The sequence below is a fragment of the Shewanella sp. cp20 genome, assembly GCF_000832025.1.
Classification (GTDB): domain Bacteria; phylum Pseudomonadota; class Gammaproteobacteria; order Enterobacterales; family Shewanellaceae; genus Shewanella.
Genome location: NZ_JPII01000048.1, coordinates 1 through 24,975 on the forward strand (window position 1 = coordinate 1; position 24,975 = coordinate 24,975).

A 24,975-nucleotide genomic window follows, 5' to 3' on the forward strand; every position below is an offset into this window, starting at 1 on the left:
TAAGATCGCCGGACCAAACACAGGATCATGGGTAACGGCGACGCGGATCTCCTGCGTGCCGGCGGTTAGGGCCATCTTCTGCACGATAAGTCCCTGTATGTCGGCGTCCTGGTTGAGCGAGTGTACCCGGCCGACCATGGCATCGGCGGCCTGCAACACCTCCTGGTGGGAGGTGAGGTTGAGCGTGACGCCGTGTACATCGGATTTATGGTGAATATCCGGCGATTGCACCTTGAGGGCGACGGGATAGCCTATCTGCTCGGCGATCTCGGCGGCGCGCTCTGGGCTGGCGGCAAAGTGTGTCTCTATGGTGTTTAACCCATAGGCTTTAAGTATGGCGCTGGCTTCGTGAGTCTCGATAACCTGCTTGTTTGCAGCAATCGCCTGTTGCAGCAGCGAGCGGGCCAACTGTGCATCGGTTGGGATATTATCCGGTATAGATTGCGGCACTTCCTGCAGTAACTTTTGGTTACGCCTGTATTCGACCATGTGCATAAAGGCACCGACTGCTCCCTCTGGGGTGCGATAGGTGGGCACGCCGGCGCGGTTAAAGAGTTTTCTTGCCTGATAGGCCGAGTCTTCACCGCTCCAGTTAGTGAGCACGTTGACCTTGTGACGCCGCGGATGTTTGGATACTACCTCAACGATGCCGTTGGCTATCTCTATTCCATCTCCGAGGGCTGAGGGTGAGTGCAGCACCAAGATGGCATCGGCAACATCGGCATTCATCAAGATGTCCAGGCTCTGGGTATAGCGTTTCGCATCGGCATCTCCGCCAATATCTACTGGGTTTTGTCCCGACCAGGTATCGGGTAACAAGGCATTGAGCTTATCGAAGGTATCATCGTCCAGGGTGGCTGCCTTACCGCCGCCCAAGATGAGCTGATCTAACCCCAACACGGCAGGGCCGCCGCCATTACTGAGAATGGCGAGCCTCTCACCCTGCAACGGCGCGGAGTGGGCCAAGGTTTCAACGGCGGCAAACAGCTCCACGAGATCGTTGACCCTCAGCATACCCGCACGTCTAAACGCGGCCTCGTAGACGGCGTCGTTTCCCACCTCGCCGCCGGTGTGGAGCTTGGCGGCCGTGGTGCCCTCAAGGCTGCGACCCGATTTGATCACTAATATGGGCTTATTGCGCGCGGCGGCGCGGGCGGCCGAGAGGAAATGACGTTTCTCGTTAACCGAGTCTATGTAGAGCATGATGGCCGTGGTGCGCGAGTCTCGACCGAGAAAGTCCAGTAGCTCGTCGAAATCGATGTCGGTGGCATCTCCCAGGGAGATAAAGGAGGAGAAGCCAATCCCCTTATTGTTGGCCCAATCGAGCACAGTGGTGCAGATGGCGGCAGATTGTGACACGAAGGCTATTTTACCGGGCAGGGCGCTGGTGTGTGCCAGGCTGGCATTGAGTCCCAAATTAGGCAACATCATCCCCAGGCTGTTAGGGCCGAGGATGCGCATGCCATAGCGTTTGGCATGGGCGCGTGTCAGGGTTAACAGGTTTTGGCCCTCCTCATCGAGTTGGTTGGCCATGCCCGAGGCATTGATGATCGCCACCTTACAACCAAATTGAGCGAGTCTCTCGACGATGGCGGGTACGCGGCTGGCCGCAGTGCAGATGATGGCCAGATCAGGCTTAAGGGGCAGGGCTTCGATATTGGGATAGGCCAAGACGCCCATCACGGCTTCATATTTAGGCGTCACCGGCATGATAGGCCCAGAAAATCCGCCAGACAGTAGGTTACGCATCACCACATTACCGGCACGCTTGGCGCCATTGGAGGCACCTATGATGGCCACCGACTTAGGTTTAAATAGGGTGTGTAATGTACGCTGGCTCATTCCCGGCTCCTGTTGTCACTCGCCAAGGGACAGTGTAACTCAGTTGTACTTTTTTTCTCTAGGATTTTAGTAGGATAAGCCCCATCCAAACGTTAGCACTAGGCCACTACACAGCTTGCAACACTTTGACATCAAGGGTTAACAACCTTGTCGACACTTTTAGGCTTTACTTGAGATGGGCTGATTTGGCGAGGCTGGTTTTTTTCGTCAATTTAGGCGTCGCCTCGCCTAATCAGTAACATCCTGACGTCACAGTGCCGTTTTTCTTAACGGCTCAAGGAGTTCAACATGAAAACAGGGGCGTTTTTTTCTATCGGTGTGGCCGTTACGGCGGTTGGCTTAGCCTTGAGTTCGCCGCAGGTTTTAAGCGAAACCTCGGCGGTCGCCAATCATACCAATCCTCACTATCAATTTGTGGCACAAGACAATAGTGTCGAGACCAAGATCTGTATTGCGGCGGGTAGCGACAACAGTTCGGCGCTAAAACGCAAATTGGTTAACTATGACCATAACATGCGCTTTGGTGTGAACAGTATTTCCTGTAATGGACTGAGTCTGGCGCAGTTCTCTCATAAATATCAGGCGCAGCAAAGTTATCTCTTCCTCGAGCGTCACTCCTCTATCGCCAATAGGGTGAAGACCAAGGTGAGTATTATCGATCTTGCCGACAATCAAACTTTTACTGGGGGTGAACCGATTGTGGTAATGGTTAGTGCAAAGTAGGCTAGGTTGCGAGTGACTAAAACGGGGCAGAGCTGGTCAAAGACAGGGCAGAGTAGGCGACAGGCATAAAAAAACCAGCTTGCGCTGGCTGTTCTCTATTTTACAAGATGGTACAACCGAGTGGATTCGAACCACCGACCCCCACCATGTCAAGGTGGTGCTCTAACCAACTGAGCTACGGTTGTACTGCTATCTCTTGTAAAATTGGTACAACCGAGTGGATTCGAACCACCGACCCCCACCATGTCAAGGTGGTGCTCTAACCAACTGAGCTACGGTTGTACTGTTTTACCGTTCACGACCAGTCGGCCAGCGAACGAGCGCTATATTACGAGGGATGTAAGGTGAGTTGCAAGCAAAAAATCGTAATTTTTCAATCAAGCGGTGATTTGCTGTGCAACTTGATCTATTTAACGCCAAAGCGGCGGTAAATTCGGCAAAGCTTAAGACCAACGCATTAGCCAAGATGATGATTATAGAGTTAAACATCACCTTGGCGGTTTTTATAACGGCTATAAATCTGAGTGATTAACGGACTGCTCGACCAAGGCGAGTCGCTTTGGGTGCTTTTGAATATGCTTCAGCCTTAAGGCAAAAAGCAGCGCCGCACTGGTGAGGCCGGCAATCAAGCCAATCCAGAAACCGTGCGCCCCCATAGCTGGCACCAAGAGGTCGGTCTCTGCCAAGAGGTAACCCATTAGCATGCCGATGGCCCAATAGGAGACCAGGGTAATGTAGAAGGCGCTACGGGTATCGTGGTAACCCCGCAGGGCGCCTGCCGTGACAACTTGTACCGAATCAGACAACTGATACAGGGCGGCCAGGAACATCAGGCTACTCGCTAAGGCAACTACCTCTGGGTTTTGGTTATAGAGCAGCGCGATCTGAGTGCGAAACACCACAGTGAAAACCGCTGTGCAGGCTGCCAGACTAAAGGCGATAATCAGACCGACTTTAGTCACCAGTTTAGCGATTTCAACCTTATCTTGTCCCAGATAGTAGCCAACCCGAATCGAGACCGCGATACCGATAGAGAGGGGCAGCATAAACACGATTGATGAGAAGTTGAGCGCTATCTGATGGCCAGCGACGACGTCAGCGCCCAAAGGTGCGAGCAAGAGCGCGATGATGGCAAACAGGCTTACCTCGAAAAACAGTGCCATGGCGATGGGCATGCCGTGCTTGGTCATCTTCTTCATAGTTGCCAAATGTGGCAGGTGGAAGGCACTTAAGGGCGCTAGGGCTGCGAAGCGTTTATGGAGTTGCATATAGATGATCATGGTGATGAACATGGCCCAGAACACCAACGCCGTTGCAAGTCCACAGCCGGCCCCCCCCATCGCTGGCGCGCCTAAATGGCCATAGATGAAGATATAGTTGGCCGGAATGTTCACCGCCAGGCCAACGAAACCTATCACCATGGTAGGCAGCGTGTAGGAGATCCCTTCGCTGCAGCCACGCAACACCTGATACAGGACGAAGGCGGGCACGCCCCAGGCAAAGCCATGGAGATAACGGATGCTCAGTTCTGCAAGATCGGCAGATAAACCCATTAATTTAAAGATCTGTGGCGCAAAAAGCAGAAAGGCGATGACAACAGCGGCGCCGATTATGGCAATATAGGCAGCCTGATAGGCCATTGGCCGTATGGCGTTTTGATTATCGGCGCCATGGTGGCTGGCAAATACCGGGGTAAAGGCTACGAGCAAGCCCTGTACAAATAAGAGTGCCGGCAGCCAAAGACTGCCACCGATGGCCACCGCGGCCATATCCAAAGCGCTGACCCGTCCGGCCATGACGGTATCGATAAAACCCATCATGGTTTGGGTGACCTGAGCGATGAGCACAGGCAACGCGAGATGGACGAGCTTTTTGGCTTGAAAGCCGAATTGATTCATGAAAACGCCTTAATGCAGAGAGTAAAAAATGTTTACAGGTATTGTTCAAGCCACATGTGAAGTGGTGGCTATTCATAAAAAAGATGGTCTTAATACAATCGAAATTGCGATGCCGTCACACCTGAAGGAAAACTTGCAGCGAGGTGCAAGTGTCGCCAATAACGGCGTCTGTCTGACCGTTACCGAGATGGCAGATGATAGGGTGTTTTTCGATGTAATGGAAGAGACATTGAGGCTTACTAATCTGGCCGGTCTGTCTGTGGGTAGCCAAGTTAATATCGAGCGTTCTTTGACCTATGGCAGTGAGATAGGTGGCCATGTGTTATCGGGTCATGTACACACTCAGGCCACTGTGGTCGAGGTGAGTCATACGCCTGCCCATTTTGATATCCGCCTCGAAGTCGACCCTAAATGGATGAACTACATTCTCTACAAAGGTTTCGTTGGCGTGAATGGTTGTAGCCTGACCGTAGGAGAGGTCAGCGAAACTGGCTTTATGCTGCATCTGATCCCAGAAACTTTGGAGATCACCAACTTAGACGAGGTTTCTGTCGGCACCATGCTTAATATCGAGATAGACAGCCAGACTCAGGCTATCGTGGATACGGTTGAGCGGGTATTGGCCAAGCGTTTGGGTTAAACGTTTTGGTTAACGGATAAGGCTTGGCGTTGAGGCTCAGATTAAGGTGCGGCCAAGTGCGGGTGACCTTGTATCTGGCTAAATTTAGCAACGCAGACAATAAGCCAAGGCTTTTTGTGGCAAGTCCCTAGCAACCTATAAGATTAAGCGGGCGATAAGATACAGTTACCTATAAGTTTAAACAGCCTTGGCCTAATAGTACTGCTCATCGTCCGAGTCCACATAGACTTCTATTTTCTGTCGGGAATCGTCTATGTGGGTTCGAAAATGGATTGGGTTGCAGCATACGCGACAATCGTCGTAGTAGTCCTGATCGCCACAGCTGATATCTAAGTTGATATGTTGATGGTGCCCACAGTGGGGACAACAGATCACTTTATCAAAAATTTTCATCCGTCGGCTCCTGTATATCCGGTTGCGCTACGACCGCCATCGATAGCGATCACCTGGCCATTAAGGTAGGGGCTCTCCAGGATAAAACACACGGTATCGGCGATATCCTCGGGGCTGCCGGCTCTCGCCAGAGGGATGGCCTGAGTGACGCTGGAGATAGCCGCTTGATCGCTCTGGGATGGCCAGAGTATCGCGCCTGGCGATATACCGTTGACCCTTACCTTAGGCGCTAACTCCTGAGCCAGGGACCGCGTCGCCATGTTTAATCCTGCCTTAGATATTGAGTATAGCCCATGGTGTTTTAAGGGGCGGTCGCCGTGAATATCCACCAGGTTGATGACGCAACCGTCATTACTGGCGAGATTGCCACTAAGCTTGGTGGCTAACAGATAGGGCGCTAACAGATTAAGGTTTAACAGCTGCTGGCTCGACTGCCAGTCTTCAGTATTGCTGTCTGGTACAAACAGAGAGGCGTTATTGATAAGAGCGCCAAGCGGGAGTTGATGGTCATTAATGTGTTGGACAAGGCTAAGAGGCCCTTGTTCGGTGGCAAGATCCGCCTGCACAGCAATGCAGGAGTTGGCGCGGCTGAGATTAAGCTTGCCTGCGAGCACCCTTGCTTCACTTTCAGAGCCATTATAGTGCAGCAGTATATTGAAGCCTTTACCGTGCAAGGCTAATACGATCGCTTCACCAATACGTTTGGCGCCGCCGGTTACCAGTGCCCATTTGTTCTTTGTCATCTAAGTTGCTCATTATCTTTTGAGCACAATCTTGGATGACTTTCCTCTGTATAGCAATAGGTTGCAATAGCGTAGCAAGTGCTCGGGCAATAGCAGGCCTATAGTGCAGTTGAAGCCCGAGACAACTGACGTGATCGGCTTCAATCGTTATCAGTTTTGGCTGGCGAGCAGCTCCTGATCTCCTCCTTGCTGCGGCAGTTCGGCATGTAGCGCCTTGAGCTGCTGGTCGAGCTCAATAGCTATCTCACTTTCCAGTTGGCTCACATCCAGGCCAATAGTCGATGTTTGCAGTTCGATACCTTTGGCTTCGAAAGCCTGCACTTGAGTTTGCTGCGTAGCAGTTTCCAGCATAGACGCGCCGCGAGTGCCGTCATTAGGATACAAAGGCTGATAGAAGAGTGCGGTCAATAATATTAGCTTCATCATGGTCGGGCTCCTTAGCGAATTAGCCATAACGATATGGCGGCTAGAGTAGGGGCGGTCCATGACTTTTCGATGACATCCAGATTGACAATTGGTGACAGATTTAACTGGCAACGACTAGCGAGTCAGTTAGTTGGTGATTTTAGGCTACAGCGGCGGCCTTAAACCTTGCGATTTACCTGATGCAGCCCTAGAATGACAGGCCTGCGCTGAAGTAGATCAAAACTCCGGTAATGTTTTGCGCTTCAGTTGCTTAAATTTTTCTCAATATGACCAAGTGGCCCTACGTAGGGGTCACCACTGGATAAGGATAATACATGCCTGTAATTACACTTCCCGATGGCAGCAAGCGCGAGTTTGCTAACGCCGTATCTACCCTAGATGTCGCCGCGGACATAGGTCCTGGTCTTGCAAAAGCCTGTATCGCAGGCCGCGTCAATGGCGAGCTAAAAGATGCTTGCGATCTGATTGAGACAGATGCCGAACTGGCAATCATCACCGCAAAAGACGATGAAGGGTTAGAGATCTTACGTCACTCTTGTGCTCACCTTCTGGGGCACGCCATTAAGCAGATGTGGCCTGAGACCAAGATGGCCATTGGCCCGGTGATCGATAATGGTTTCTACTATGACGTTGATCTCGACCACAAGCTGACCGAGGAAGATGTAGCCGAGCTAGAAAAGCGCATGCTGGCATTGGCTAAGACAAACTATGACGTGGTGAAGCGCGTCGTGAGCTGGCAAGAAGCCCGCGATACCTTCGAGTCACGCGGTGAAAGCTACAAGATGGCTATCTTGGATGAGAACATCAGCAAAGACGATCAGCCAGCGCTTTATCATCACGAAGAATATACCGACATGTGTCGTGGTCCCCATGTGCCTAACATGAAATTCTGCCATCATTTTAAATTGATGAGTGTGGCCGGCGCCTACTGGCGCGGTAACTCAGACAACAAGATGCTGCAGCGTATCTATGGTACGGCTTGGGCAGATAAGAAGGCCCTTAAGGCGCACCTGACTCGCCTTGAAGAGGCGGCTAAGCGCGACCACCGTAAGATAGGTAAGCAACTTGACCTCTACCATATGCAGGAAGAAGCGCCAGGTATGGTGTTCTGGCACAACGATGGTTGGAGCCTGTTCCTCGAGCTTGAGAAATTCATTCGTCAGAAACTGGGTCAGTACACCTATCAAGAGGTTAAAGGCCCCTTGATGATGGATCGCGTATTGTGGGAGCGCAGTGGTCACTGGGATAAGTACTCCGAGGCAATGTTCACTACTCACTCAGAAAACCGTGAGTATGCCGTTAAGCCGATGAACTGCCCGGGTCATGTGCAGATCTTTAACCAAGGCCTCAAGTCGTATCGCGACCTGCCACTGCGTATGGCGGAGTTCGGTTGCTGTCACCGTAACGAGCCATCTGGTTCTCTCCATGGTTTGATGCGCGTTCGTGGTTTCACTCAGGACGATGCGCATATCTTCTGTACCGAAGAACAGGTGCAGCAAGAGGTTAGCGGCTGTATCAAGATGGTGTACGACACCTACGCGACCTTTGGCTTCCACGATATCGTGGTGAAACTCTCTACCCGTCCAGAGAAGCGTATCGGTGACGATGCCATGTGGGACAGGGCTGAGCAGGCGTTGATGGACGCACTAAAAGCCAACAATATCGAGTATGAGATCCTTCCGGGTGAAGGCGCCTTCTATGGTCCTAAGATCGAATTCACACTTCATGACTGCTTAGACAGGGCGTGGCAGTGCGGCACAGTGCAGCTTGATTATGCACTGCCAGGACGTCTTGGTGCGACCTATGTTGCCGAAGACAACAGCCGTCAGACACCTGTGATGATCCACCGCGCTATCTTGGGGTCACTGGAGCGCTTCCTGGGTATCCTGATTGAGGAATACGCAGGCAAGTTCCCAACCTGGTTGGCGCCAGTTCAGGCGGTCGTGATGAATATTACGGATAAACAGTCTGAATATGTTGACGAAGTGGTCAAATTATTTAAAGATCAGGGAATTCGTGCCTCGAAAGACTTGAGGAATGAAAAGATTGGCTTTAAAATACGCGAACACACCCTAAGGCGTGTTCCCTATCTATTGGTCGTGGGCGATCAAGAGATGGAAAATAGGGAAGTCGCGGTGCGAACCAGAGATGGTGTTGACCTAGGTAAGATCAAAATCGATCAATTTGCCGCCATGGTCAAAGAACAGATTTCGCTCCGTAGTCTAAATTTGTTGGAGGAATAGGTCATAAAGATCAAGAAAACAGACGTGCGTAAAGCAGCGGCGAATAGAATTAACGAGCTCATTGTTGGCGTTTCAGAAGTACGCCTTAATGGTTTAGACGGTGAAACTATCGGCATTGTAAGTCTGCGCGAAGCGCAAGAACTTGCAGATGAAGCTGGCGTAGATCTCGTAGAGATCAGCCCAAACGCAGAGCCGCCTGTATGTCGCATAATGGACTACGGAAAGTATCTTTTTGATAAGGCTAAGGCCCAAAAAGAGCAAAAGAAGAAGCAGAAACAGATACAGGTGAAGGAAATAAAATTCCGTCCCGGTACTGACGAAAACGACTATCAGGTAAAACTACGCAACCTGAAGCGTTTTCTAGAAGACGGCGACAAGGCGAAAGTAACGCTGCGTTTCCGTGGTCGCGAGATGGCTCACCAGAGTCTTGGTATGAATCTTTTGAATCGTATTAAAGATGACCTGGCTGAGATAGCAATCGTGGAGGCTTTTCCAAAAATGGAAGGTCGCCAGGCTGTGATGGTACTCGCGCCGAAAAAGAAATAGTAAGGCAAATTTAAAAGTAGCAGAGACCTCTCTGAGGGACTCTGCTCGCCTTGCGTTTTATTAATTTCCCAATGCGGAGTTTTAGCAATGCCTAAAATGAAAACAGACAAGGGTGTACAAAAGCGTTTTAAGAAAACCGCTAACGGTTTTAAGCGCAAGCAAGCCCATTTACGTCATATTTTGACCAAGAAGAGCACTAAGCGTAAACGTCACTTACGTGCTAAATGTTTAGTTGCGAAGTCTGATGTGCCAGCAATTGCACGTCAACTACCATACGCTTAATTAGAGGAGTAAAGAACAATGCCTAGAGTTAAGCGTGGTGTAACCGCTCGTGCTCGTCACAAGAAAGTACTAAAACTAGCTAAAGGTTATTACGGAGCTCGCTCACGTACTTACCGTGTTGCTAAGCAAGCAGTAACCAAAGCTGGCCAATATGCTTACCGTGACCGTCGTCAGAAGAAACGTCAATTCCGTCAACTGTGGATTGCACGTATCAATGCGGCTTCTCGTCAAAATGGTCTGTCTTACAGCCGTTTCATCAACGGTCTGAAAAAGGCGTCTATCGAAATCGATCGTAAGATTTTGGCAGACATCGCTGTATTCGACAAAGTGGTTTTCGCCACTCTAGTTGAAAAGGCAAAAGAAGCTCTAGCTAAGTAATTAGTGAGCTTTGCTTTGAAAGGGACCCCAGGGTCCCTTTTTTTGTGCCCGATCATCGCAAATTTATTTATACCAATCGTAATAAACAATTGATCATTCTAGCTTATTAAAACGCTCGATAACTGTATTAGCAATTTTTAATTGTAGAATAACTACTTATCTAAAAATCCTGCTTCGTTCACAAGCGTTTTTCCTGCGCTATTTCTGATCACATATTTACTGTGATTGGTATTACTCGATCATCAACACAAAAAAAGCAGGCGCTAGGCCTGCTTTTTTATGAAGGATAATGCGCTTTATTGTGCGTCTAAGAAACGCTCTGCGTCTAGGGCCGCCATACAGCCGGTACCGGCAGAGGTGATCGCCTGACGGTAATGTTGATCCATCACGTCGCCTGCGGCGAACACACCAGGAATACTGGTTTGCGTGGCGTTGCCGCCAAGACCGCTTTGCACCTGGATGTAGCCGTTGTTCATCTCCAGCTGGCCTTCAAACATCTGAGTGTTTGGCTTGTGGCCGATGGCGACGAATACGCCCATCACATCAAATTCGGTAATGCTTTCATCTTTGGTGCTCTTGATCTTCACACCGGTCACACCCATGTTGTCACCAACGACTTCATCTAAGGTACTGTCAAGGTGCAGTACTATGTTGCCATTAGCAACCTTGTCCATCAGACGCTTCGTCAGGATCTTCTCAGAGCGGAAGCTGTCGCGGCGATGGATCAGGTGAACTTCTGATGCGATGTTGCTCAGATAAAGTGCTTCTTCAACGGCTGTGTTACCACCACCGATCACGGCAACTTTCTGGTTGCGGTAGAAGAATCCATCACAGGTAGCACAAGCCGATACGCCTTTACCCTTAAAGGCTTCTTCTGACTCAAGGCCCAGGTACATGGCCGATGCACCGGTAGAGATGATCAGTGCATCACAAGTGTACTCACCACTGTCACCTTTAAGTTGGAAAGGGCGCTCTTGCAGGTTCACTTCGTTGATGTGGTCGAAGATGATCTCTGTTTCGAATTTCTCGGCATGCTTCTGCATACGCTCCATCAAAGCCGGACCTGTTAGGTCGTCGGCGTCGCCTGGCCAGTTTTCGACTTCAGTTGTGGTCGTCAGCTGACCACCTTGCTGCATACCCGTGATCAAAACAGGCTTTAGGTTTGCTCTGGCAGCATAAACAGCGGCGGTGTACCCAGCAGGGCCCGAACCCAAAATTAATAAGTTACAGTGTCTAGCTTGGCTCATCTTTTTCTCCGTGCCTTTAGCGAATTGCAGCGATTGTAGGGAATTTCCCCTAAGGGGTAAAGGCAATCTTTTAGATTGTCCTAATCGAAAAAGGGAGCCATTGGCTCCCTTTGTTTACACCCTTTGGTTGATTAAGCGAGTAGTACGCTTGGATCAACAAACTCGAAGTTGAGGGCTTCGGCAACTTCTTTACAGGTTACCTTGCCGTGCATTACGTTCAAGCCGTTTAGCAGGTGCTTGTCTTGACGCAGTGCTTCACGGTAGCCCATGTCGGCTAACTTGATGATGTAAGGCAGTGTCGCGTTGTTGAGTGCGAAGGTAGAGGTACGTGCAACCGCGCCAGGCATGTTAGCCACGCAGTAGTGTACTACTTCATCGACGATATAAGTTGGGTCTTGGTGAGTGGTCGCATGAGAAGTCTCAACACAACCACCTTGGTCGATAGCGACGTCAACGATGGCGCTGCCCGGCTTCATACGCTTGATGTGATCTTTGGTCACTAGCTTAGGTGCAGCAGCACCTGGAACCAGTACGCCACCGATCACTAGGTCGGCTTCCAGCACGTGCTTCTCGATAGCGTCGGCTGTCGAGTAGATAGCCTTGACGCGGTTATCGAACTGAACGTTCAGACGACGTAGTGCATCGATGCTGCGATCTAGGATAACCACATCGGCGCCCAGACCTACGGCCATCTGCGCTGCGTTGGTACCTACCATGCCGCCGCCGATGATGACCACTTTGGCCGGCTCAACACCTGGAACGCCACCAAGTAGCATGCCACGGCCACCCTTAGATTTTTCTAGTGCCATCGCACCGGCTTGGATCGACATGCGACCGGCGACTTCTGACATAGGGGCAAGTAGTGGCAGACCGCCACGGGCATCGGTAACGGTTTCATAGGCGATACACACGGCACCGCTCTTAATAAGATCTTCAGTTTGTGGCAGATCGGGGGCAAGATGAAGATAAGTGAACAGCAACTGATCTTCACGCAACATGGCACGCTCGACCGCTTGAGGTTCTTTAACCTTAACGATCATGTCTGCTTTAGCAAACACTTCAGCTGCAGTGTCTAAGATTGATGCGCCTACATCGACATAGTCCTGGTCGCTAAAACCGATCCCAACACCTGCATTCTTCTCTACAAATACTTCATGACCTTTTAGGGTCAATTCGCGGACACTTGACGGCACCATACCAACACGATATTCGTGGTTTTTGATTTCTTTAGGTACACCAATTATCATCTTCGAGCCTCAAATTGAATAAAAACCCATTTATTCTGGGTTGAATTGTTATTTTATAGGTCCTGAACGTGATTGTTTCAGGGAAATCTAGTATAGTATCACTTCGGCAGTTAATGCTGCTGAACTTTTGACATACGTAGCAGTAAATGTTGTTTTAGTGATAAAGCAAGGTTATAAATATGGTTAATAATAAAAAGAGTCCTATAAAAGACTTAGATCGGATCGATCGTAACATCCTTAACGAGTTGCAAATCGACGGCCGCATTTCCAATGTTGAGTTGTCAAAGCGTGTAGGGCTGAGCCCCACTCCCTGTTTAGAGAGAGTTAAAAGACTCGAAAAGCAAGGTTACATCAATGGATATACTGCGCTAGTAAATCCCCATTACCTTGGGGCTTCATTACTTGTGTTCGTAGAAATCACGCTAAATCGCGATACTGCAGAAGTATTTGATAAGTTTAATCGTGCCGTACAGCTGCTCGATGATATTCAAGAATGTCATCTGGTGTCTGGCGACTTCGACTATTTATTGAAGACCCGTGTTTCTGACATGTCTGCCTATCGTCGCTTGTTAGGTGAAACTCTACTTAAGTTGCCCGCTGTTTCTGATACTCGTACCTACGTTGTGATGGAAGAAGTCAAGCAGACCAATAGAGTTGCAATCAATGTAACGCTTGAGTCTTAAAAACGATTTATGTCGTAAAAAAGGAGCCGTCAAGGCTCCTTTTTTTTCATCTCGAATAGTTTTTCACCAATGATAGGCTTTTACCTCGCTATTGTGCTGTATAGGCAGGTAAAACGCTGCATGGCGCGAATTATTTTGATATCTTAGGCTCACCTTTTTTGTTTTTGCTTTGTGGGTTGTCTTTTGTCTAAGGGAAATAGTGTCAAAACACTCAGCGGTCTGCAGCGTCTGCTCGAAGGCGGACTCATCTTCTGCTGCATGGTCGCCACCTATATTCTGCTAGCACTGAGTAGCTTCCATTCGTCTGATCCGGGATGGAGTCAGTCTAATTTTGAAGGCGAGATTAAAAACGTTACCGGTGCTGTGGGCGCCTGGCTCGCCGATGTGCTTTTCTATTTCTTTGGTTACACGGCTTACCTTATTCCTATCATAGTGGCGGTGACCGGCTGGTTGCTATTTAAACGTATTCACCGCCTGTTGGAGATAGATTATTTTTCAGTGGGTTTAAGGCTGATCGGCTTCCTACTGATCACTTTCAGCCTGGCATCTTTGGCCAGTATGAATGCCAATGATATTTACGAGTTCTCTGCGGGCGGCGTCTCGGGGGATGTGATCGCCGATGCCATGCTTCCCTATTTTAATCAGCTAGGTACCACACTGCTGCTACTCTGCTTCGTCGGAGCAGGCTTTACGCTCCTGACCGGGATCAGTTGGTTAACCGTGGTCGAAATGGTGGGCTTTGCTACCATCTGGTGTGTGAAGCAGCTTAAACATGTTCCCGAGAAGTTCTCGAGTGCGCCCGAAACCGAAGACACCAAAGGCTTCATGTCGGTAGTCGACAGATTCAAGGAGTCTCGCCGCCAGAAGGCACTGGCCAGAGCAGAAGAGGACGCCTACGAAGACGAGGATGACGACTATGATGAGGATGAGGCTCTGGACAGCTCAACCTCTCGCGGGCGTATTAAAGAACCTGGTTTTAAGGAGCCTAGTTATTCCGAACCTAGTTTTAGCCTGCCAACACCAAGTTCCGCTGCGTTCGAGGCAGAAAAACAAGCGGCTGAAGCACAAGAGCCTAATTTGAGTTTCAGCGCCCAAGGTGACGATGAGGTGTCGATCGATTTTGATACCAAGCAGTCAACGGGGGCAGTTCTGCCTAAGAAGCAGAAAGTCGAGCAGGCTAAGATAGTCGATGGCATCGTCGTGCTACCCGGTGGGGAAGAGGCGCAGCCTAAGAAACCTGTGGCGCCATTGCCGGATATTTCACTGCTCGATGTGCCCAATCGCAAGACTAACCCTATCAGCCAGGAGGAACTTGACCAGGTTGCGCGGCTGGTTGAGGTCAAACTGGCCGATTTTAATATTGTAGCCAAGGTGGTCGGCGTTTTCCCGGGTCCTGTGGTTACCCGCTTCGAGCTAGAACTCGCACCTGGTGTGAAGGCCTCTAAGATCACTAACTTGTCTAAAGATTTGGCGCGCTCGCTGCTTGCCGAAAGTGTACGTGTGGTCGAGGTTATCCCGGGTAAGGCCTATGTAGGCCTAGAGATCCCTAACAAGTTCCGCGAAACCGTGTTCATGCGCGACGTGCTCGGTAGCGAAGCCTTCGAGCATAGCCAGTCTCATCTGAGCATGGTGCTGGGTCAGGATATCTCAGGCGAGCCTGTGGTCGTCGACCTTGGCAAGATGCCGCACCTTTTGGTGGCTGGTACCACAGGTTCGGGTAAGTCTGTTGGGGTCAACGTGATGATCACCAGCCTGCTCTATAAGTCAGGGCCGGACGATGTACGTTTCATCATGATCGACCCTAAGATGCTGGAGCTTTCCGTGTACGAAGGGATCCCGCATCTGCTCTGTGAGGTGGTGACCGACATGAAAGAGGCGGCCAACTCGCTGCGCTGGTGCGTCGGTGAGATGGAGCGTCGTTATAAGCTGATGTCGGCTCTCGGGGTGCGTAACCTCAAGGGCTATAACGCCAAGATTAAAGATGCCAAGGAACGCGGTGAGGTGATCACCGATCCCCTGTGGCGTTCGCAAGACAGCATGGAAGAGCAGGCGCCTGAGCTGAATAAGCTGCCGTCAATCGTGGTGGTTGTCGACGAATTTGCCGACATGATGATGATCGTGGGTAAGAAGGTGGAAGAGTTGATCGCCCGTATCGCGCAGAAGGCGCGTGCGGCCGGTATTCACCTTATCTTGGCGACCCAGCGTCCGTCGGTAGATGTGATCACAGGTTTAATCAAGGCAAACATCCCAACTCGTATGGCGTTTCAGGTGTCTTCTCGTATCGACTCTCGGACCATTCTCGATCAACAGGGCGCCGAGACCCTGCTCGGTATGGGTGACATGCTCTATCTGCCGCCGGGAACCAGTGTGCCTATCCGTGTTCATGGTGCCTTTATCGATGACCATGAAGTGCATGCTGTGGTGGCCGACTGGCACAGTCGCGGCAAGCCACAATATATCGATGAGATCCTGCAAGGCTCTGCCGAGGGCGAGCAGGTGTTGTTGCCTGGTGAGGCCGCCGAGAGCGACGAAGAGATGGACTCACTCTACGATGAGGCGGTAGCTTTCGTTACCGAGACCCGTCGCGGCTCTATCTCCAGCGTGCAGCGTAAGTTTAAGATTGGTTACAACCGGGCCGCTCGCATCATCGAACAGATGGAGATGCAAGGTGTCGTCAGTTCACAGGGACACAATGGTAACCGTGAGGTGCTTGCGCCGCCACCGCCGAAAGATTATTAAGCTCTCGTTAATCATTCTCGTGACACACTTGCGGGAGTAACCCTAGTTAATAGCGAGCGCTTTGAAATGAAAGGATTTGTAATGTTAAAACCCTTATCTCAATTAGTCTGTGCCTTGCCGCTGATGATGGCGGCATCCTGTTACGCCGACGATGCCACGGCATTAAAGGACGCGCTGGCGCAGCTGGACAACCTCAAGGCAAATTTTAGCCAGCAGGTGACAGACGTAAACAACAAGATGATTCAGCAAGGTTCTGGTACCTTTGCCTTGGCGGTGCCAAATCAGTTTTACTGGCATCTGACTCAGCCAGATGAATCGCTTATCGTTGCCGATGGCCGGGACGTGTGGATCTATAATCCATTCGCCGAAGAGGTCTCTGTTTTAGATTTTAATCAGGCCATCGATGCCTCTCCGATCGCGCTGCTTGTTCATCGCGACGAGGCGACCTGGCAGGATTATCGAGTAGAGCGCCAGGACGATTGCTACCAGATAGCGCCTAAGGCGGTCGATGCCAGCGTGACAGGGGTAGAAGTCTGCTTTAAGGAGAAGCAACTCGAGGTGATGAAGCTGACCGATCAGCAGGGTAACCTCAGCGTCTTTAACCTGTCAGCCCAGGCGCCATTGGCCGAGGCCGATGCCAAGCTGTTTCAATTTACCGTCCCCGAAGGCGTAGATATTGACGATCAACGTCTTAAGTCATTGGATTAAGGCTATTTGTGTCTAGCTTAAGTTTCGATTTCGCGCCCGATTTTCGTCCGCTCGCCGCCAGAATGCGACCGGAAACCCTGGCACAATATATAGGCCAAGATCACCTGTTGGGTGAGGGTAAGCCGCTGCGTCAGGCGCTAGAGGCGGGTAGAGCCCACTCCATGATGTTCTGGGGGCCGCCGGGCACAGGTAAGACTACGCTAGCCGAGTTGGTCGCTCATTATGCCAATGCCCATGTGGAGCGTATCTCTGCGGTCACCTCTGGGGTGAAAGAGATCCGCGCCGCCATCGAACATGCCAAAAGCGTGGCCCAGTCTCGCGGCCAGCGAACCTTACTGTTCGTCGATGAGGTGCATAGATTCAACAAGAGTCAGCAAGATGCCTTCTTGCCCTTTATCGAAGATGGCACTGTCATTTTCATCGGCGCCACCACCGAAAATCCGTCGTTTGAGATCAATAACGCGCTGCTTTCTCGCGCCAGAGTCTATCTGATTAAGCGGTTGCAAGACGCCGAGATCATCAAGATAGTGCGTCAGGCGCTAGAAGATGAAGCCCGTGGCTTGGGTAAGCGACAGCTAAGTATGCCAGATGAGGTCGCCGAGAAGCTGGCTAACCTGTGTGACGGCGATGCTCGCAAGGCATTAAACCTTATCGAACTGATGAGCGACATGCTGGCGGATGGCGGCGAGTTTACTGCCCAGATGCTCATCGAGGTGGCGGGACAGCAGCTGGCCGGATTCGATAAGAATGGCGATCAGTATTACGACCTTATCTCCGCCGTGCATAAGTCAATTCGGGGCTCGGCGCCAGATGCGGCGCTGTACTGGTATTGCCGTATGCTCGAAGGGGGCTGTGACCCGCTTTATGTTGCTCGTCGCTTGCTGGCCATCGCCTCAGAAGACATAGGTAACGCGGATCCTGTTGCCATGTCGGTGGCGGTCAACGCCTGGGAGTGCTTTCATCGGGTCGGTCCGGCCGAAGGGGAGCGAGCGATCGCACAGGCCGTGGTCTATCTTGCCTGCGCGCCCAAGAGTAACGCCGTTTACACCGCCTTCAAGGCGGCGCGCCAGTTGGCAAGGGAAACCGGTAGTCAGCCAGTGCCGAACCATCTGCGTAATGCGCCGACTCAGTTGATGGCCGACATCGGCCTTGGCGAGGGGTATCGTTACGCTCACGATGAGCCCAATCATTATGCGAGCGGCGAGTGCTATTTCCCCGAGGCGCTGGCAGGTACACAGTTTTACCATCCCAGTGAGCATGGTTTCGAGAAGCGTATCAAGACCAAGCTCGCTACCTTGGCGGAAATGGACAGGGCAAGTGAGGTGAAACGCTATGAATAATCTCATTTTTGTGGCCTTGGGTGGCTCTATTGGTGCCGTATTTCGATATCTTATTTCAATATTCATGATTCAGGTGTTTGGCTCTTCTTTTCCTTTTGGTACACTCATGGTCAATGTGATCGGCTCCTTCCTGATGGGCGTGATCTATGCCCTAGGTGAGGCGAGTCAGGTCAGTCCTGAAATCAAAGCATTAGTAGGTGTTGGGTTGTTAGGAGCACTTACGACGTTTTCAACTTTTTCGAACGAAACCCTGTTATTGATGCAGCAGGGCGCTTGGTTGAAAGCATTTACAAATATCGCTCTGAACCTATGTCTATGTTTATTCATGGTTTACTTAGGACAGCAGTTGGTTTTTTCTCGCATTTAACTATTAAGAAACTAAAACATGTTAGATCCCAAATTTTTACGTACTGAATTAGAAGCGACCGCCGAGCGTCTCGCCACCCGAGGTTTTATCCTGGATGTGGATCGTCTCAGCAAATTAGAGGAAAAGCGTAAGTCACTACAGGTGGCTACAGAAGAGCTGCAAGCGTCCCGTAATGCGATCTCCAAATCTATCGGCCAGGCCAAGGCTAAGGGCGAAGATGTTGCCCCTATCATGGCGAAAGTGGGCGATCTCGGAGCCGAGTTAGACAGCAAGAAGGCCGAACTCAGCCAGCTACTCGAAGAGCTTAACGCCATCGCCATGAGCGTACCTAACCTGCCGGACGAGTCGGCACCTATTGGCGCTGATGAAAACGACAACGTCGAGATCCGCCGTTGGGGCGAGCCAAAGCAGTTTGATTTTGAAGTGAAAGATCACGTGGATCTGGGCGAGCAACATGCCGGCCTGGATTTTAAGAGTGCGGTTAAGATCACCGGCTCACGTTTCATCGTGATGAAGGGCCAAATTGCCCGTATGCACCGTGCCTTAACTCAGTTTATGCTGGATCTGCACACCACAGAGCATGGTTACACCGAAACATACGTGCCGCTTCTGGTTAACGAAGACAGCCTACTGGGTACGGGTCAGCTGCCTAAGTTTGGTGAAGATCTTTTCCACACCAAGCCAGCCACCGAAGAAGGTCAGGGCCTTAGCCTGATCCCGACCGCCGAGGTGCCGCTGACAAACCTGGCTCGCGATACCATTATCGACGAAGATGAGCTGCCGATTAAGATGACGGCCCACACGGCGTGTTTCCGCAGTGAGGCTGGCTCATACGGCCGCGATACACGCGGTCTTATCCGTCAGCACCAGTTCGACAAGGTTGAGTTGGTGCAGTTGGTGAAGCCAGAAGAGTCTATGGCGGCGCTCGAGAGCCTGACACAACACGCGGAAACTGTGCTGCAACGCTTAGGCCTGCCATATCGCACCGTGGTACTTTGTACCGGCGACATGGGCTTTGGTGCGGCGAAGACCTTCGATATTGAGGTCTGGTTACCAGCGCAGAACACCTACCGCGAGATCTCATCTTGCAGCAACATGCAGGATTTCCAGGCGCGTCGCATGCAAGCACGCTACAAGGCTAAGTCAGCCAAGAAGCCAGCGCTGTTGCACACCTTGAATGGTTCTGGCCTGGCGGTTGGACGTACCTTAGTGGCGGTACTGGAGAACTATCAAAATGCCGATGGCTCTATTACAGTGCCCGAAGCACTACGTCCTTACATGGGCGGCCTGACCCAGATAGGCTAACGCGATAGAGAGATAGTGTGAAACATGGATAACGGTGGGCGCTATTTTCAGTGGCTGACCTATGTCGTCATTATCTGTATCTTCGCCGCAGTAATGTTAGCAACATTTGGGAAAGCGATTATGTTAGTGATGAAAAATCTCTAACCATAAAAAAACCTTCGCTAATGCGAAGGTTTTTTTATCTTTAAGGCTAGTCTACGAGACAGGTTTTAAGTCTTTCGCTTAGATGCATTTTGCGGGCTTTGGCAGGCCAGCAATCTTGGTCGCCTGTTTGGCCGGACCGAGCGGGAAGAGGGTGTAGAGGTATTTAGAGTTACCCTTTTCGGCGCCGAGTTTCTGGCCGATGGCCTTGACCAGCACGCGAATGGCAGGGCTAGTCTTAAACTCCATATAAAATTCGCGCACGAAGTGCACCACTTCCCAATGGGCGGGGGTGAGGGTGATATCTTCTTCGGCGGCGATAATCACGGCGAGTTCTTCATTCCAGTCACCGACGTTTTTCAGGTAGCCCTGGGGATCGGTCGGGATCTGACTATCCCCATGCATTATAAAATTTACCAAGTGATCACCTTAGCGTGAGTTAACGAGTATTGGACAAATTCGGCCTGACTTAGCTGCTGATACTGACCTAACCGTGCCTGCAGGCCTCTGGCTTCGACATCTTGCTCGAGTAGGCAGACCTTAGTGTCATGCAGTGCTTGTTGCCATTTACGCAGCAACAGGGCGTTAACGCCATCGCCAATCAACAAGAGCGTGTCTTGTGGCTGAATATAGCGAAGGCAGGTGGCAAGGGCGTTATCTTGTACCGCCGAGTATTGAACGACATGCAGTATCATCAGTAGACAAAGACCTCATCGGCTTGGGTTAACAGCTCACCTATCTCTGCTGGCGTTCTGACATCGAGTGGAATTGCCAATGACGACTCATCGAGTTGATAGTCCTCCAGGCTCTGCTGGCAGGCATAGACGGATTCGATATCATATAGCGGCAAGGCTTTAAAGGCCGCGAGGAAGTCTTTGGCGCCTATGGTTTCCGGTGCCTGCTGTGGGATCAGATTGAGCACGCCCTCATCGGCGAAGATAAGGCTGACCTCCTGCTCGAAACTGGCACCGAGCAGCGCAAAATCCAGTCCTTCCCGACCCTTGGCGCTGCCATGGGGAGCGTGTCTGAAGATAATGGTGATCTTTTTCATCATTTTTCCAAAAAGCGAATGCTTAACATCTGGCGTTTAAAAACAGATCACGCGATCGGCTTGCTCTATGCCGGTCACGAGTTCGCCCAGCCCACCCATCTGAAAGGGAGGCTCGAGATTCCAGTGTTGTAACTGATTTTCCGCCGATTCGGCAGCAGATAACACACCACGGCGCAGTGCGGCCGAGACGCAGTTCACCAAGGGGACCTTGTGCGTCTGTCCCAACTCCCGCCAGGCTTGGTAGAGGGCAAATTCATCTGACGCCGGCGACTGAAGATGATTGGTCGACAATACACCGTCTTGATAGAAGAAGACCTTGAGCACTTCATGGCCGGCGTCGATGGCAGCTTGGGTAAACTGTAGTGCCTGATAGCTGCTACCCTGGCCGTATCCCGCCTGATTGACTTGAATGATGAGCTTACTCATTAACCTTTACTTATTGTCGTGACGCATTGGCGCCGATTCTGGGCGCTATTCTAGCGTTTTTTTGTCGCGATCCCAAACGTCTAGCGAATACGACTGAGGTTTGGGCGAATATCATCATGTACTTTGGGCATAAAAAAGCCCGCCGATAGGGCGGGCCTTTTTAATGTCTAAACAGTTTAATCGTCGCTGCCGGCACCTAACAGATGCAGAATCGAGATAAACAGGTTCAAGAAATCCAGATACAGGGCGACAGTCGCGCGTATGTAGTTGGTTTCACCGCCATTTACGATGCGGCTGGTATCAAACAGGATAAAGCCTGTCATCAACAGGGCGATACCTGCGTTGAGGGCCATGAATACCACGCCGCTACCGATGAAGATGTTGGCGATACCGGCAACGATGGCAATGACCAAACCGGCGAGCAGGAAGCCACGCATGAAAGAGAAGTCTTTCTTGGTGGTGATGGCATAGCCGCTCAGGGTAACGAACACTACGGCAGTCAAGCCTAAGGCCTGCATGATGAGCTGAGGGCCGTTGGCCATGCCGGCATAATGGTTAAGCATGTAGCCAAGCGAGGCACCTTCCATACCCGTAAAGGCAAACACCCAAAACAGACCCGCGGCCGACTCGGCCTTTCTCAGGGTGACAAATAACAGGATGAAACCACCTATCGAGAGACCGATAGACATGAGAGGACTGATTTGCAACACCATTGCCAGCCCCGCACACAGCGCGGAGAAGCCCAGCGTCATCGAGAGCAGCAGATAGGTATTTTTAAGCAGCTTATTCACTTCTTGTGTCGAAGCATGGCTTGCATATAGTGTTTCTTGCGTCATCTTTATCTCCAGTGACTATCACTAACTTGATGGTTTATTTGAGTCAAATCGATTGCAAGAGTTCCATTTCATGAACCGGATTTAACTTGTTTTACAGGCTTATTATCATAACCGAGCCAAGGGGAGGGTGAAAGCCCATCTGCTTGATTGTCGGTTAATTAAACCAGTCACGCTGTAGTTTTTCACTATCACCCAGATAATCGAGCACCCAGGCCATGGCAGGTGACATGTTGGCGTCATTCCAGGCTAGGCAACAGGGGCTAGTCGCCTTGGGGCGTTCTAGCTCTTTCTCTATCAGTGCACCTGCCTGCACGAAGGGAGTGGCGAAATGCTTTGGCATGTAGCCTATGCCCAGTCCTTCACGGAAACAGTTGATGGCACGGATCCAGTCGGGCACTACCAGACGGCGCTGGTTATCCAGCAGCCAGGTCATGCGTTTGGGGATCTCGCGCGATGTGTCTTCCAGACAAATTGAGGGATAGGTGCGCAGCTCATCGTCGAGCAAGGGGCGATCTATGGCCGCTAAGGGATGATGCTTACTCACCAGGAAGGTCCATTCGATATCCCCCATATCTTTAAAGCGATAGTCGCCACCTACAGGTATAGCTGTGGTTGCTCCGATGGCGATATCACTGCGACCGGTGGCAATGGCTTCCCATACGCCGTTAAAGACCTCGATACGTATGATGAGTTCGACATTATCGAAATGGCGATAGAAATCGGCGATCAGGTTACTTATCTTATCGGCGCGCACTATGTTATCCAGCGCGATGGAGAGCGTGGGTTGCCAGCCGTTGGCGACTCGCTTGGTATCTTCCTTCAGTGATGCCAAGTGGGTCAGCATGGAGCGCACCTGTTTAACGAAGTGTTCGCCAGCCGGGGTGAGGCTCACGCTTCTGTGATGGCGCTCAAACAGAATAACCCCCAATTCTTCTTCGACCTGTTTAACGGCATAACTCACGGCAGAAGGCACCTTGTGTAACTTGTTGGCCGCGGCGGTAAAACTACCGACCCGCGCCACCATATCAATTAATTGCATCGACTGTTCTGAAAGCATCTCGAAAAGCTCCTAAATTTGCCGTGAGAATATTTGAAGGCTGTAAGCAAAAATAAACGTTTCACAAGCAATTGGCAAGTCACTAGACTCACCGACTCCTTTGTTTAGTTATAGTGAATCTTCTATTTTTATGAATAAAATCGCTAATTTTTCTTTTCTTATCTATCTGGCACTATTGAGCATGTTGGGCTTTATTGCGACTGACATGTATTTACCTGCTTTCAAAGCAATTGAAACAAGTTTGGATGCAAGCGCTACCCAGGTCGCCAGCTCACTGACTTTCTTTCTCGCCGGTCTGGCGTTGGGCCAGCTATTGTACGGGCCCTTAGTGCAGGCGATAGGCAAACGATTGAGTCTGATATCAGGGCTTGTTTTGTTCGGCGCCGCCAGCCTGGCGATAGCCAATAGCGACTCGATTGCCATGTTTAATGTGGCGCGTTTCTTTCAGGCTCTGGGCGCCTGCAGCGCATCGGTTATCTGGCAGGCGATTGTGATCGATCGCTACAAGGCCAGCGAAGCGCAACAGGTGTTTAGTAACATCATGCCGCTCGTGGCACTCTCGCCAGCCTTGGCTCCTATCTTGGGGGCCTATCTATTGGAGTGGCAGCAGTGGCACAGCATCTTCTTTATCCTGGGCGGCTTAAGCTTGTTGCTTATCCTAGCAACACTTGCCTGGGTCGAAAAAGAAGTCCAACGAGTTAGAGGTGAAGCCTCAGGGAGCAATGCTCTGTCTGAACAAGATGAGAAAGTGGGCCAAGGCCAAGACGTCGCTCGGGTGAGTTACTTTACCATGCTGGCCAGCCCAAGATACCTAGGTAATGTCTTGGTATTTGGTGCCTGCTCGGCGGCTTTCTTCTCCTATCTAACCCTCTGGCCCATAGTGATGGAGCAGCATGGCTATGAGGCCAAGGCGATAGGTCTGAGCTTCATTCCGCAAACCGTGATGTTTATCGTCGGCGGCTACCTGAGTAAGCTGTTTATTCGTCGCTATGGCGCCGAGGTGACGCTCACCTGGATCCTGCTGCTGTTTGGGGCTTGTGTCGCCGGAATCGCCCTGGTTACCCTATGTTATCCTTCGAGTACCATCTGGCCGCTATTGAGTATCTTCTCTGTGATGGCGGCGGCCAACGGCGCCTGTTATCCCATAGTGGTCAATACGGCGCTGCAGGTCTTTAAGCAGGCTTCGGCCAAGGCGGCAGGGTTACAGAACTTTTTGCAGATAAGTATCGCCTTCGGCGCGTCCTCATTGGTTGCCCTATGGGCAAATGCCGGCGAGAAGGCAATAGGTGTAGGCATAGTAGTCAGTGCAATAGGTGTCTTGATAGGGTATCAGGTCAGAGGCTATGACAACTGGTGCGGCGTGTTCAGTGCCATCTCGACCCCGGATCCGGCGAAAATCGCGCTACATCAGGAGGAAGATTCGACAAAGTGAGCGTAAGTTCGCCAAATAGATCTTTTAGGGATATTTTCCCTTTACAAGTGAAATAGGGCGCTATATTATTCGCGGCGTTCGGAGAGATGGCAGAGTGGTCGAATGCACCGGTCTTGAAAACCGGCACGGGTTTATAGCCCGTCTAGGGTTCAAATCCCTATCTCTCCGCCACATAAAGAAAAAAGGCTTCCAGAAATGGAAGCCTTTTTTCGTTTTAGCTGCTACGTAAATTTTTCTAGGAACAGCTGCAGGAATTTGTCCCCTGGGTTCCTATCATTTACA

General features: G+C 51.0%; 26 protein-coding genes and 3 tRNA genes. 14 read left to right on the forward strand and 15 right to left on the reverse strand.

What is annotated here, in order from left to right:
* The coding region (locus DB48_RS15940; RefSeq protein ID WP_041511214.1) for an acetate--CoA ligase family protein at positions 1-1,842 on the reverse strand (1,842 nt) is incomplete at its 3' end.
* Positions 1,843-2,130: 288 nt separating this feature from the next.
* Here DB48_RS15940 and DB48_RS15945 point away from each other — a divergent pair.
* On the forward strand, positions 2,131-2,565 hold the full coding sequence (locus DB48_RS15945) for a DUF3718 domain-containing protein (protein ID WP_041511215.1): 435 nt from the start codon (positions 2,131-2,133) through the stop codon (positions 2,563-2,565).
* Positions 2,566-2,673: 108 nt separating this feature from the next.
* Here DB48_RS15945 and DB48_RS15950 read toward each other — a convergent pair.
* From DB48_RS15950 to DB48_RS15960, 3 genes are all read right to left on the reverse strand, one after another.
* Positions 2,674-2,750, reverse strand: a tRNA-Val gene (locus DB48_RS15950).
* 20 nt (positions 2,751-2,770) lie between these two features.
* A tRNA-Val gene (locus DB48_RS15955) sits at positions 2,771-2,847 on the reverse strand.
* A gap of 230 nt (positions 2,848-3,077) precedes the next feature.
* The gene (locus tag DB48_RS15960) at positions 3,078-4,463 is read right to left on the reverse strand and encodes an MATE family efflux transporter (protein WP_041511216.1); all 1,386 of its coding nucleotides are present in this window, start codon (positions 4,461-4,463) and stop codon (positions 3,078-3,080) included.
* Between the two features lie 28 nt (positions 4,464-4,491).
* Between DB48_RS15960 and DB48_RS15965 the strand changes: the two genes are divergently transcribed.
* Positions 4,492-5,103 carry a riboflavin synthase gene (locus tag DB48_RS15965; RefSeq protein ID WP_041511217.1) on the forward strand — a complete coding sequence of 204 codons (612 nt, stop codon included), beginning with the start codon at positions 4,492-4,494 and terminating at the stop codon, positions 5,101-5,103.
* A gap of 192 nt (positions 5,104-5,295) precedes the next feature.
* On the opposite strand, the gene DB48_RS19955 is transcribed toward DB48_RS15965, so the two are convergent.
* The 3 genes from DB48_RS19955 to DB48_RS15975 form a co-directional block, all read right to left on the reverse strand.
* Positions 5,296-5,496 carry a CPXCG motif-containing cysteine-rich protein gene (locus DB48_RS19955; RefSeq protein ID WP_011865833.1) on the reverse strand — a complete coding sequence of 67 codons (201 nt, stop codon included), beginning with the start codon at positions 5,494-5,496 and terminating at the stop codon, positions 5,296-5,298.
* The gene (locus DB48_RS15970) at positions 5,493-6,239 is read right to left on the reverse strand and encodes an SDR family oxidoreductase (protein WP_041511218.1); all 747 of its coding nucleotides are present in this window, start codon (positions 6,237-6,239) and stop codon (positions 5,493-5,495) included. The genes DB48_RS19955 and DB48_RS15970 overlap by 4 nt, the downstream gene beginning before the upstream one ends.
* Positions 6,240-6,389: 150 nt before the next feature.
* The gene (locus DB48_RS15975; RefSeq protein WP_041511219.1) at positions 6,390-6,665 is read right to left on the reverse strand and encodes a hypothetical protein; all 276 of its coding nucleotides are present in this window, start codon (positions 6,663-6,665) and stop codon (positions 6,390-6,392) included.
* Positions 6,666-6,979: 314 nt separating this feature from the next.
* On the opposite strand from DB48_RS15975, the gene thrS reads away from it, so the two are divergent.
* The 4 genes from thrS to rplT all read left to right on the forward strand — a co-directional run bounded on the left by thrS (position 6,980) and on the right by rplT (position 10,114).
* Positions 6,980-8,908, forward strand: coding sequence for a threonine--tRNA ligase (thrS, locus tag DB48_RS15980; RefSeq protein WP_041511220.1), 1,929 nt, complete (start codon positions 6,980-6,982; stop codon positions 8,906-8,908).
* Positions 8,909-8,911: 3 nt separating this feature from the next.
* Complete coding sequence (infC, locus tag DB48_RS15985; RefSeq protein WP_041511221.1) at positions 8,912-9,454, forward strand: translation initiation factor IF-3; 543 nt, start codon at positions 8,912-8,914, stop codon at positions 9,452-9,454.
* Between the two features lie 87 nt (positions 9,455-9,541).
* Positions 9,542-9,736, forward strand: coding sequence for a 50S ribosomal protein L35 (gene rpmI / locus DB48_RS19960; RefSeq protein WP_011865828.1), 195 nt, complete (start codon positions 9,542-9,544; stop codon positions 9,734-9,736).
* Positions 9,737-9,754: 18 nt separating this feature from the next.
* Positions 9,755-10,114 (forward strand): 50S ribosomal protein L20, encoded by a 360-nt coding sequence (gene rplT, locus DB48_RS15990; protein WP_011865827.1) that lies wholly within the window; start codon positions 9,755-9,757, stop codon positions 10,112-10,114.
* 296 nt (positions 10,115-10,410) lie between these two features.
* Here rplT and trxB read toward each other — a convergent pair whose 3' ends face one another.
* Together trxB and ald are read right to left on the reverse strand one after the other, a co-directional pair.
* Entirely contained in the window at positions 10,411-11,361 is a 951-nt protein-coding gene (gene trxB / locus DB48_RS15995) for a thioredoxin-disulfide reductase (RefSeq protein ID WP_041511222.1), read from the reverse strand.
* A 131-nt stretch (positions 11,362-11,492) separates the two neighbouring features.
* Positions 11,493-12,608: an alanine dehydrogenase gene (gene ald, locus DB48_RS16000; RefSeq protein WP_041511223.1), complete on the reverse strand. Its 1,116-nt coding sequence runs from the start codon at positions 12,606-12,608 to the stop codon at positions 11,493-11,495.
* Between the two features lie 179 nt (positions 12,609-12,787).
* Here ald and lrp point away from each other — a divergent pair, with 179 nt between their 5' ends.
* From lrp to serS, 6 genes are all read left to right on the forward strand, one after another.
* Complete coding sequence (lrp, locus tag DB48_RS16005) at positions 12,788-13,291, forward strand: leucine-responsive transcriptional regulator Lrp (protein ID WP_011865823.1); 504 nt, start codon at positions 12,788-12,790, stop codon at positions 13,289-13,291.
* Between the two features lie 183 nt (positions 13,292-13,474).
* Positions 13,475-16,030 (forward strand): DNA translocase FtsK, encoded by a 2,556-nt coding sequence (locus DB48_RS16010; protein WP_041511224.1) that lies wholly within the window; start codon positions 13,475-13,477, stop codon positions 16,028-16,030.
* An 81-nt stretch (positions 16,031-16,111) separates the two neighbouring features.
* Entirely contained in the window at positions 16,112-16,738 is a 627-nt protein-coding gene (gene lolA, locus DB48_RS16015) for an outer membrane lipoprotein chaperone LolA (RefSeq protein WP_041511225.1), read from the forward strand.
* Between the two features lie 8 nt (positions 16,739-16,746).
* The gene (locus DB48_RS16020; protein WP_041511226.1) at positions 16,747-18,078 is read left to right on the forward strand and encodes a replication-associated recombination protein A; all 1,332 of its coding nucleotides are present in this window, start codon (positions 16,747-16,749) and stop codon (positions 18,076-18,078) included.
* The gene (gene crcB / locus DB48_RS16025; protein ID WP_011865819.1) at positions 18,071-18,445 is read left to right on the forward strand and encodes a fluoride efflux transporter CrcB; all 375 of its coding nucleotides are present in this window, start codon (positions 18,071-18,073) and stop codon (positions 18,443-18,445) included. Before DB48_RS16020 ends, crcB begins: the two co-directional genes overlap by 8 nt.
* A gap of 18 nt (positions 18,446-18,463) precedes the next feature.
* Positions 18,464-19,750, forward strand: coding sequence for a serine--tRNA ligase (gene serS, locus DB48_RS16030; RefSeq protein WP_041511227.1), 1,287 nt, complete (start codon positions 18,464-18,466; stop codon positions 19,748-19,750).
* Positions 19,751-19,972: 222 nt separating this feature from the next.
* Here serS and DB48_RS16040 read toward each other — a convergent pair whose 3' ends face one another.
* The 6 genes from DB48_RS16040 to punR form a co-directional block, all read right to left on the reverse strand.
* Entirely contained in the window at positions 19,973-20,296 is a 324-nt protein-coding gene (locus tag DB48_RS16040) for a TusE/DsrC/DsvC family sulfur relay protein (RefSeq protein ID WP_041511229.1), read from the reverse strand.
* Between the two features lie 8 nt (positions 20,297-20,304).
* Positions 20,305-20,586 (reverse strand): sulfurtransferase complex subunit TusB, encoded by a 282-nt coding sequence (gene tusB / locus DB48_RS16045; RefSeq protein ID WP_041511230.1) that lies wholly within the window; start codon positions 20,584-20,586, stop codon positions 20,305-20,307.
* A complete protein-coding gene (gene tusC / locus DB48_RS16050) occupies positions 20,586-20,942 on the reverse strand; it encodes a sulfurtransferase complex subunit TusC (protein WP_041511231.1) in 357 nt (118 codons plus the stop codon). The genes tusB and tusC overlap by 1 nt, the downstream gene beginning before the upstream one ends.
* 36 nt (positions 20,943-20,978) lie before the next feature.
* On the reverse strand, positions 20,979-21,368 hold the full coding sequence (gene tusD / locus DB48_RS16055; RefSeq protein ID WP_041511232.1) for a sulfurtransferase complex subunit TusD: 390 nt from the start codon (positions 21,366-21,368) through the stop codon (positions 20,979-20,981).
* 176 nt (positions 21,369-21,544) lie between these two features.
* A complete protein-coding gene (locus DB48_RS16060) occupies positions 21,545-22,204 on the reverse strand; it encodes a Bax inhibitor-1/YccA family protein (RefSeq protein ID WP_041511233.1) in 660 nt (219 codons plus the stop codon).
* 154 nt (positions 22,205-22,358) lie between these two features.
* Positions 22,359-23,261, reverse strand: coding sequence for a DNA-binding transcriptional activator PunR (punR, locus tag DB48_RS16065; RefSeq protein ID WP_041511234.1), 903 nt, complete (start codon positions 23,259-23,261; stop codon positions 22,359-22,361).
* 130 nt (positions 23,262-23,391) lie between these two features.
* Between punR and punC the strand changes: the two genes are divergently transcribed.
* Entirely contained in the window at positions 23,392-24,693 is a 1,302-nt protein-coding gene (punC, locus tag DB48_RS16070; protein ID WP_041511235.1) for a purine nucleoside transporter PunC, read from the forward strand.
* A gap of 80 nt (positions 24,694-24,773) precedes the next feature.
* Positions 24,774-24,864 (forward strand) — tRNA-Ser (locus DB48_RS16075).
* The last annotated feature ends 111 nt before the right edge of the window (positions 24,865-24,975 follow it).

Excerpts from the sequence above, each read along its gene's own strand:
- tusD (WP_041511232.1), bottom strand. The coding sequence starts at position 21,368 with ATGAGTAAGCTCATCATTCAAGTCAATCAGGCGGGATACGGCCAGGGT.
- tusB (WP_041511230.1), bottom strand. The coding sequence starts at position 20,586 with ATGATACTGCATGTCGTTCAATACTCGGCGGTACAAGATAACGCCCTT.
- DB48_RS16060 (WP_041511233.1), bottom strand. The coding sequence starts at position 22,204 with ATGACGCAAGAAACACTATATGCAAGCCATGCTTCGACACAAGAAGTG.
- ald (WP_041511223.1), bottom strand. The coding sequence starts at position 12,608 with ATGATAATTGGTGTACCTAAAGAAATCAAAAACCACGAATATCGTGTT.
- tusC (WP_041511231.1), bottom strand. The coding sequence starts at position 20,942 with ATGAAAAAGATCACCATTATCTTCAGACACGCTCCCCATGGCAGCGCC.
- serS (WP_041511227.1), top strand. The coding sequence starts at position 18,464 with ATGTTAGATCCCAAATTTTTACGTACTGAATTAGAAGCGACCGCCGAG.
- lrp (WP_011865823.1), top strand. The coding sequence starts at position 12,788 with ATGGTTAATAATAAAAAGAGTCCTATAAAAGACTTAGATCGGATCGAT.
- DB48_RS15945 (WP_041511215.1), top strand. The coding sequence starts at position 2,131 with ATGAAAACAGGGGCGTTTTTTTCTATCGGTGTGGCCGTTACGGCGGTT.
- punC (WP_041511235.1), top strand. The coding sequence starts at position 23,392 with ATGAATAAAATCGCTAATTTTTCTTTTCTTATCTATCTGGCACTATTG.
- DB48_RS19955 (WP_011865833.1), bottom strand. The coding sequence starts at position 5,496 with ATGAAAATTTTTGATAAAGTGATCTGTTGTCCCCACTGTGGGCACCAT.
- DB48_RS15975 (WP_041511219.1), bottom strand. The coding sequence starts at position 6,665 with ATGATGAAGCTAATATTATTGACCGCACTCTTCTATCAGCCTTTGTAT.
- rplT (WP_011865827.1), top strand. The coding sequence starts at position 9,755 with ATGCCTAGAGTTAAGCGTGGTGTAACCGCTCGTGCTCGTCACAAGAAA.
- thrS (WP_041511220.1), top strand. The coding sequence starts at position 6,980 with ATGCCTGTAATTACACTTCCCGATGGCAGCAAGCGCGAGTTTGCTAAC.
- lolA (WP_041511225.1), top strand. The coding sequence starts at position 16,112 with ATGTTAAAACCCTTATCTCAATTAGTCTGTGCCTTGCCGCTGATGATG.
- DB48_RS15970 (WP_041511218.1), bottom strand. The coding sequence starts at position 6,239 with ATGACAAAGAACAAATGGGCACTGGTAACCGGCGGCGCCAAACGTATT.
- punR (WP_041511234.1), bottom strand. The coding sequence starts at position 23,261 with ATGCTTTCAGAACAGTCGATGCAATTAATTGATATGGTGGCGCGGGTC.
- rpmI (WP_011865828.1), top strand. The coding sequence starts at position 9,542 with ATGCCTAAAATGAAAACAGACAAGGGTGTACAAAAGCGTTTTAAGAAA.
- crcB (WP_011865819.1), top strand. The coding sequence starts at position 18,071 with ATGAATAATCTCATTTTTGTGGCCTTGGGTGGCTCTATTGGTGCCGTA.
- DB48_RS16040 (WP_041511229.1), bottom strand. The coding sequence starts at position 20,296 with ATGCATGGGGATAGTCAGATCCCGACCGATCCCCAGGGCTACCTGAAA.
- DB48_RS15965 (WP_041511217.1), top strand. The coding sequence starts at position 4,492 with ATGTTTACAGGTATTGTTCAAGCCACATGTGAAGTGGTGGCTATTCAT.
- DB48_RS15960 (WP_041511216.1), bottom strand. The coding sequence starts at position 4,463 with ATGAATCAATTCGGCTTTCAAGCCAAAAAGCTCGTCCATCTCGCGTTG.
- trxB (WP_041511222.1), bottom strand. The coding sequence starts at position 11,361 with ATGAGCCAAGCTAGACACTGTAACTTATTAATTTTGGGTTCGGGCCCT.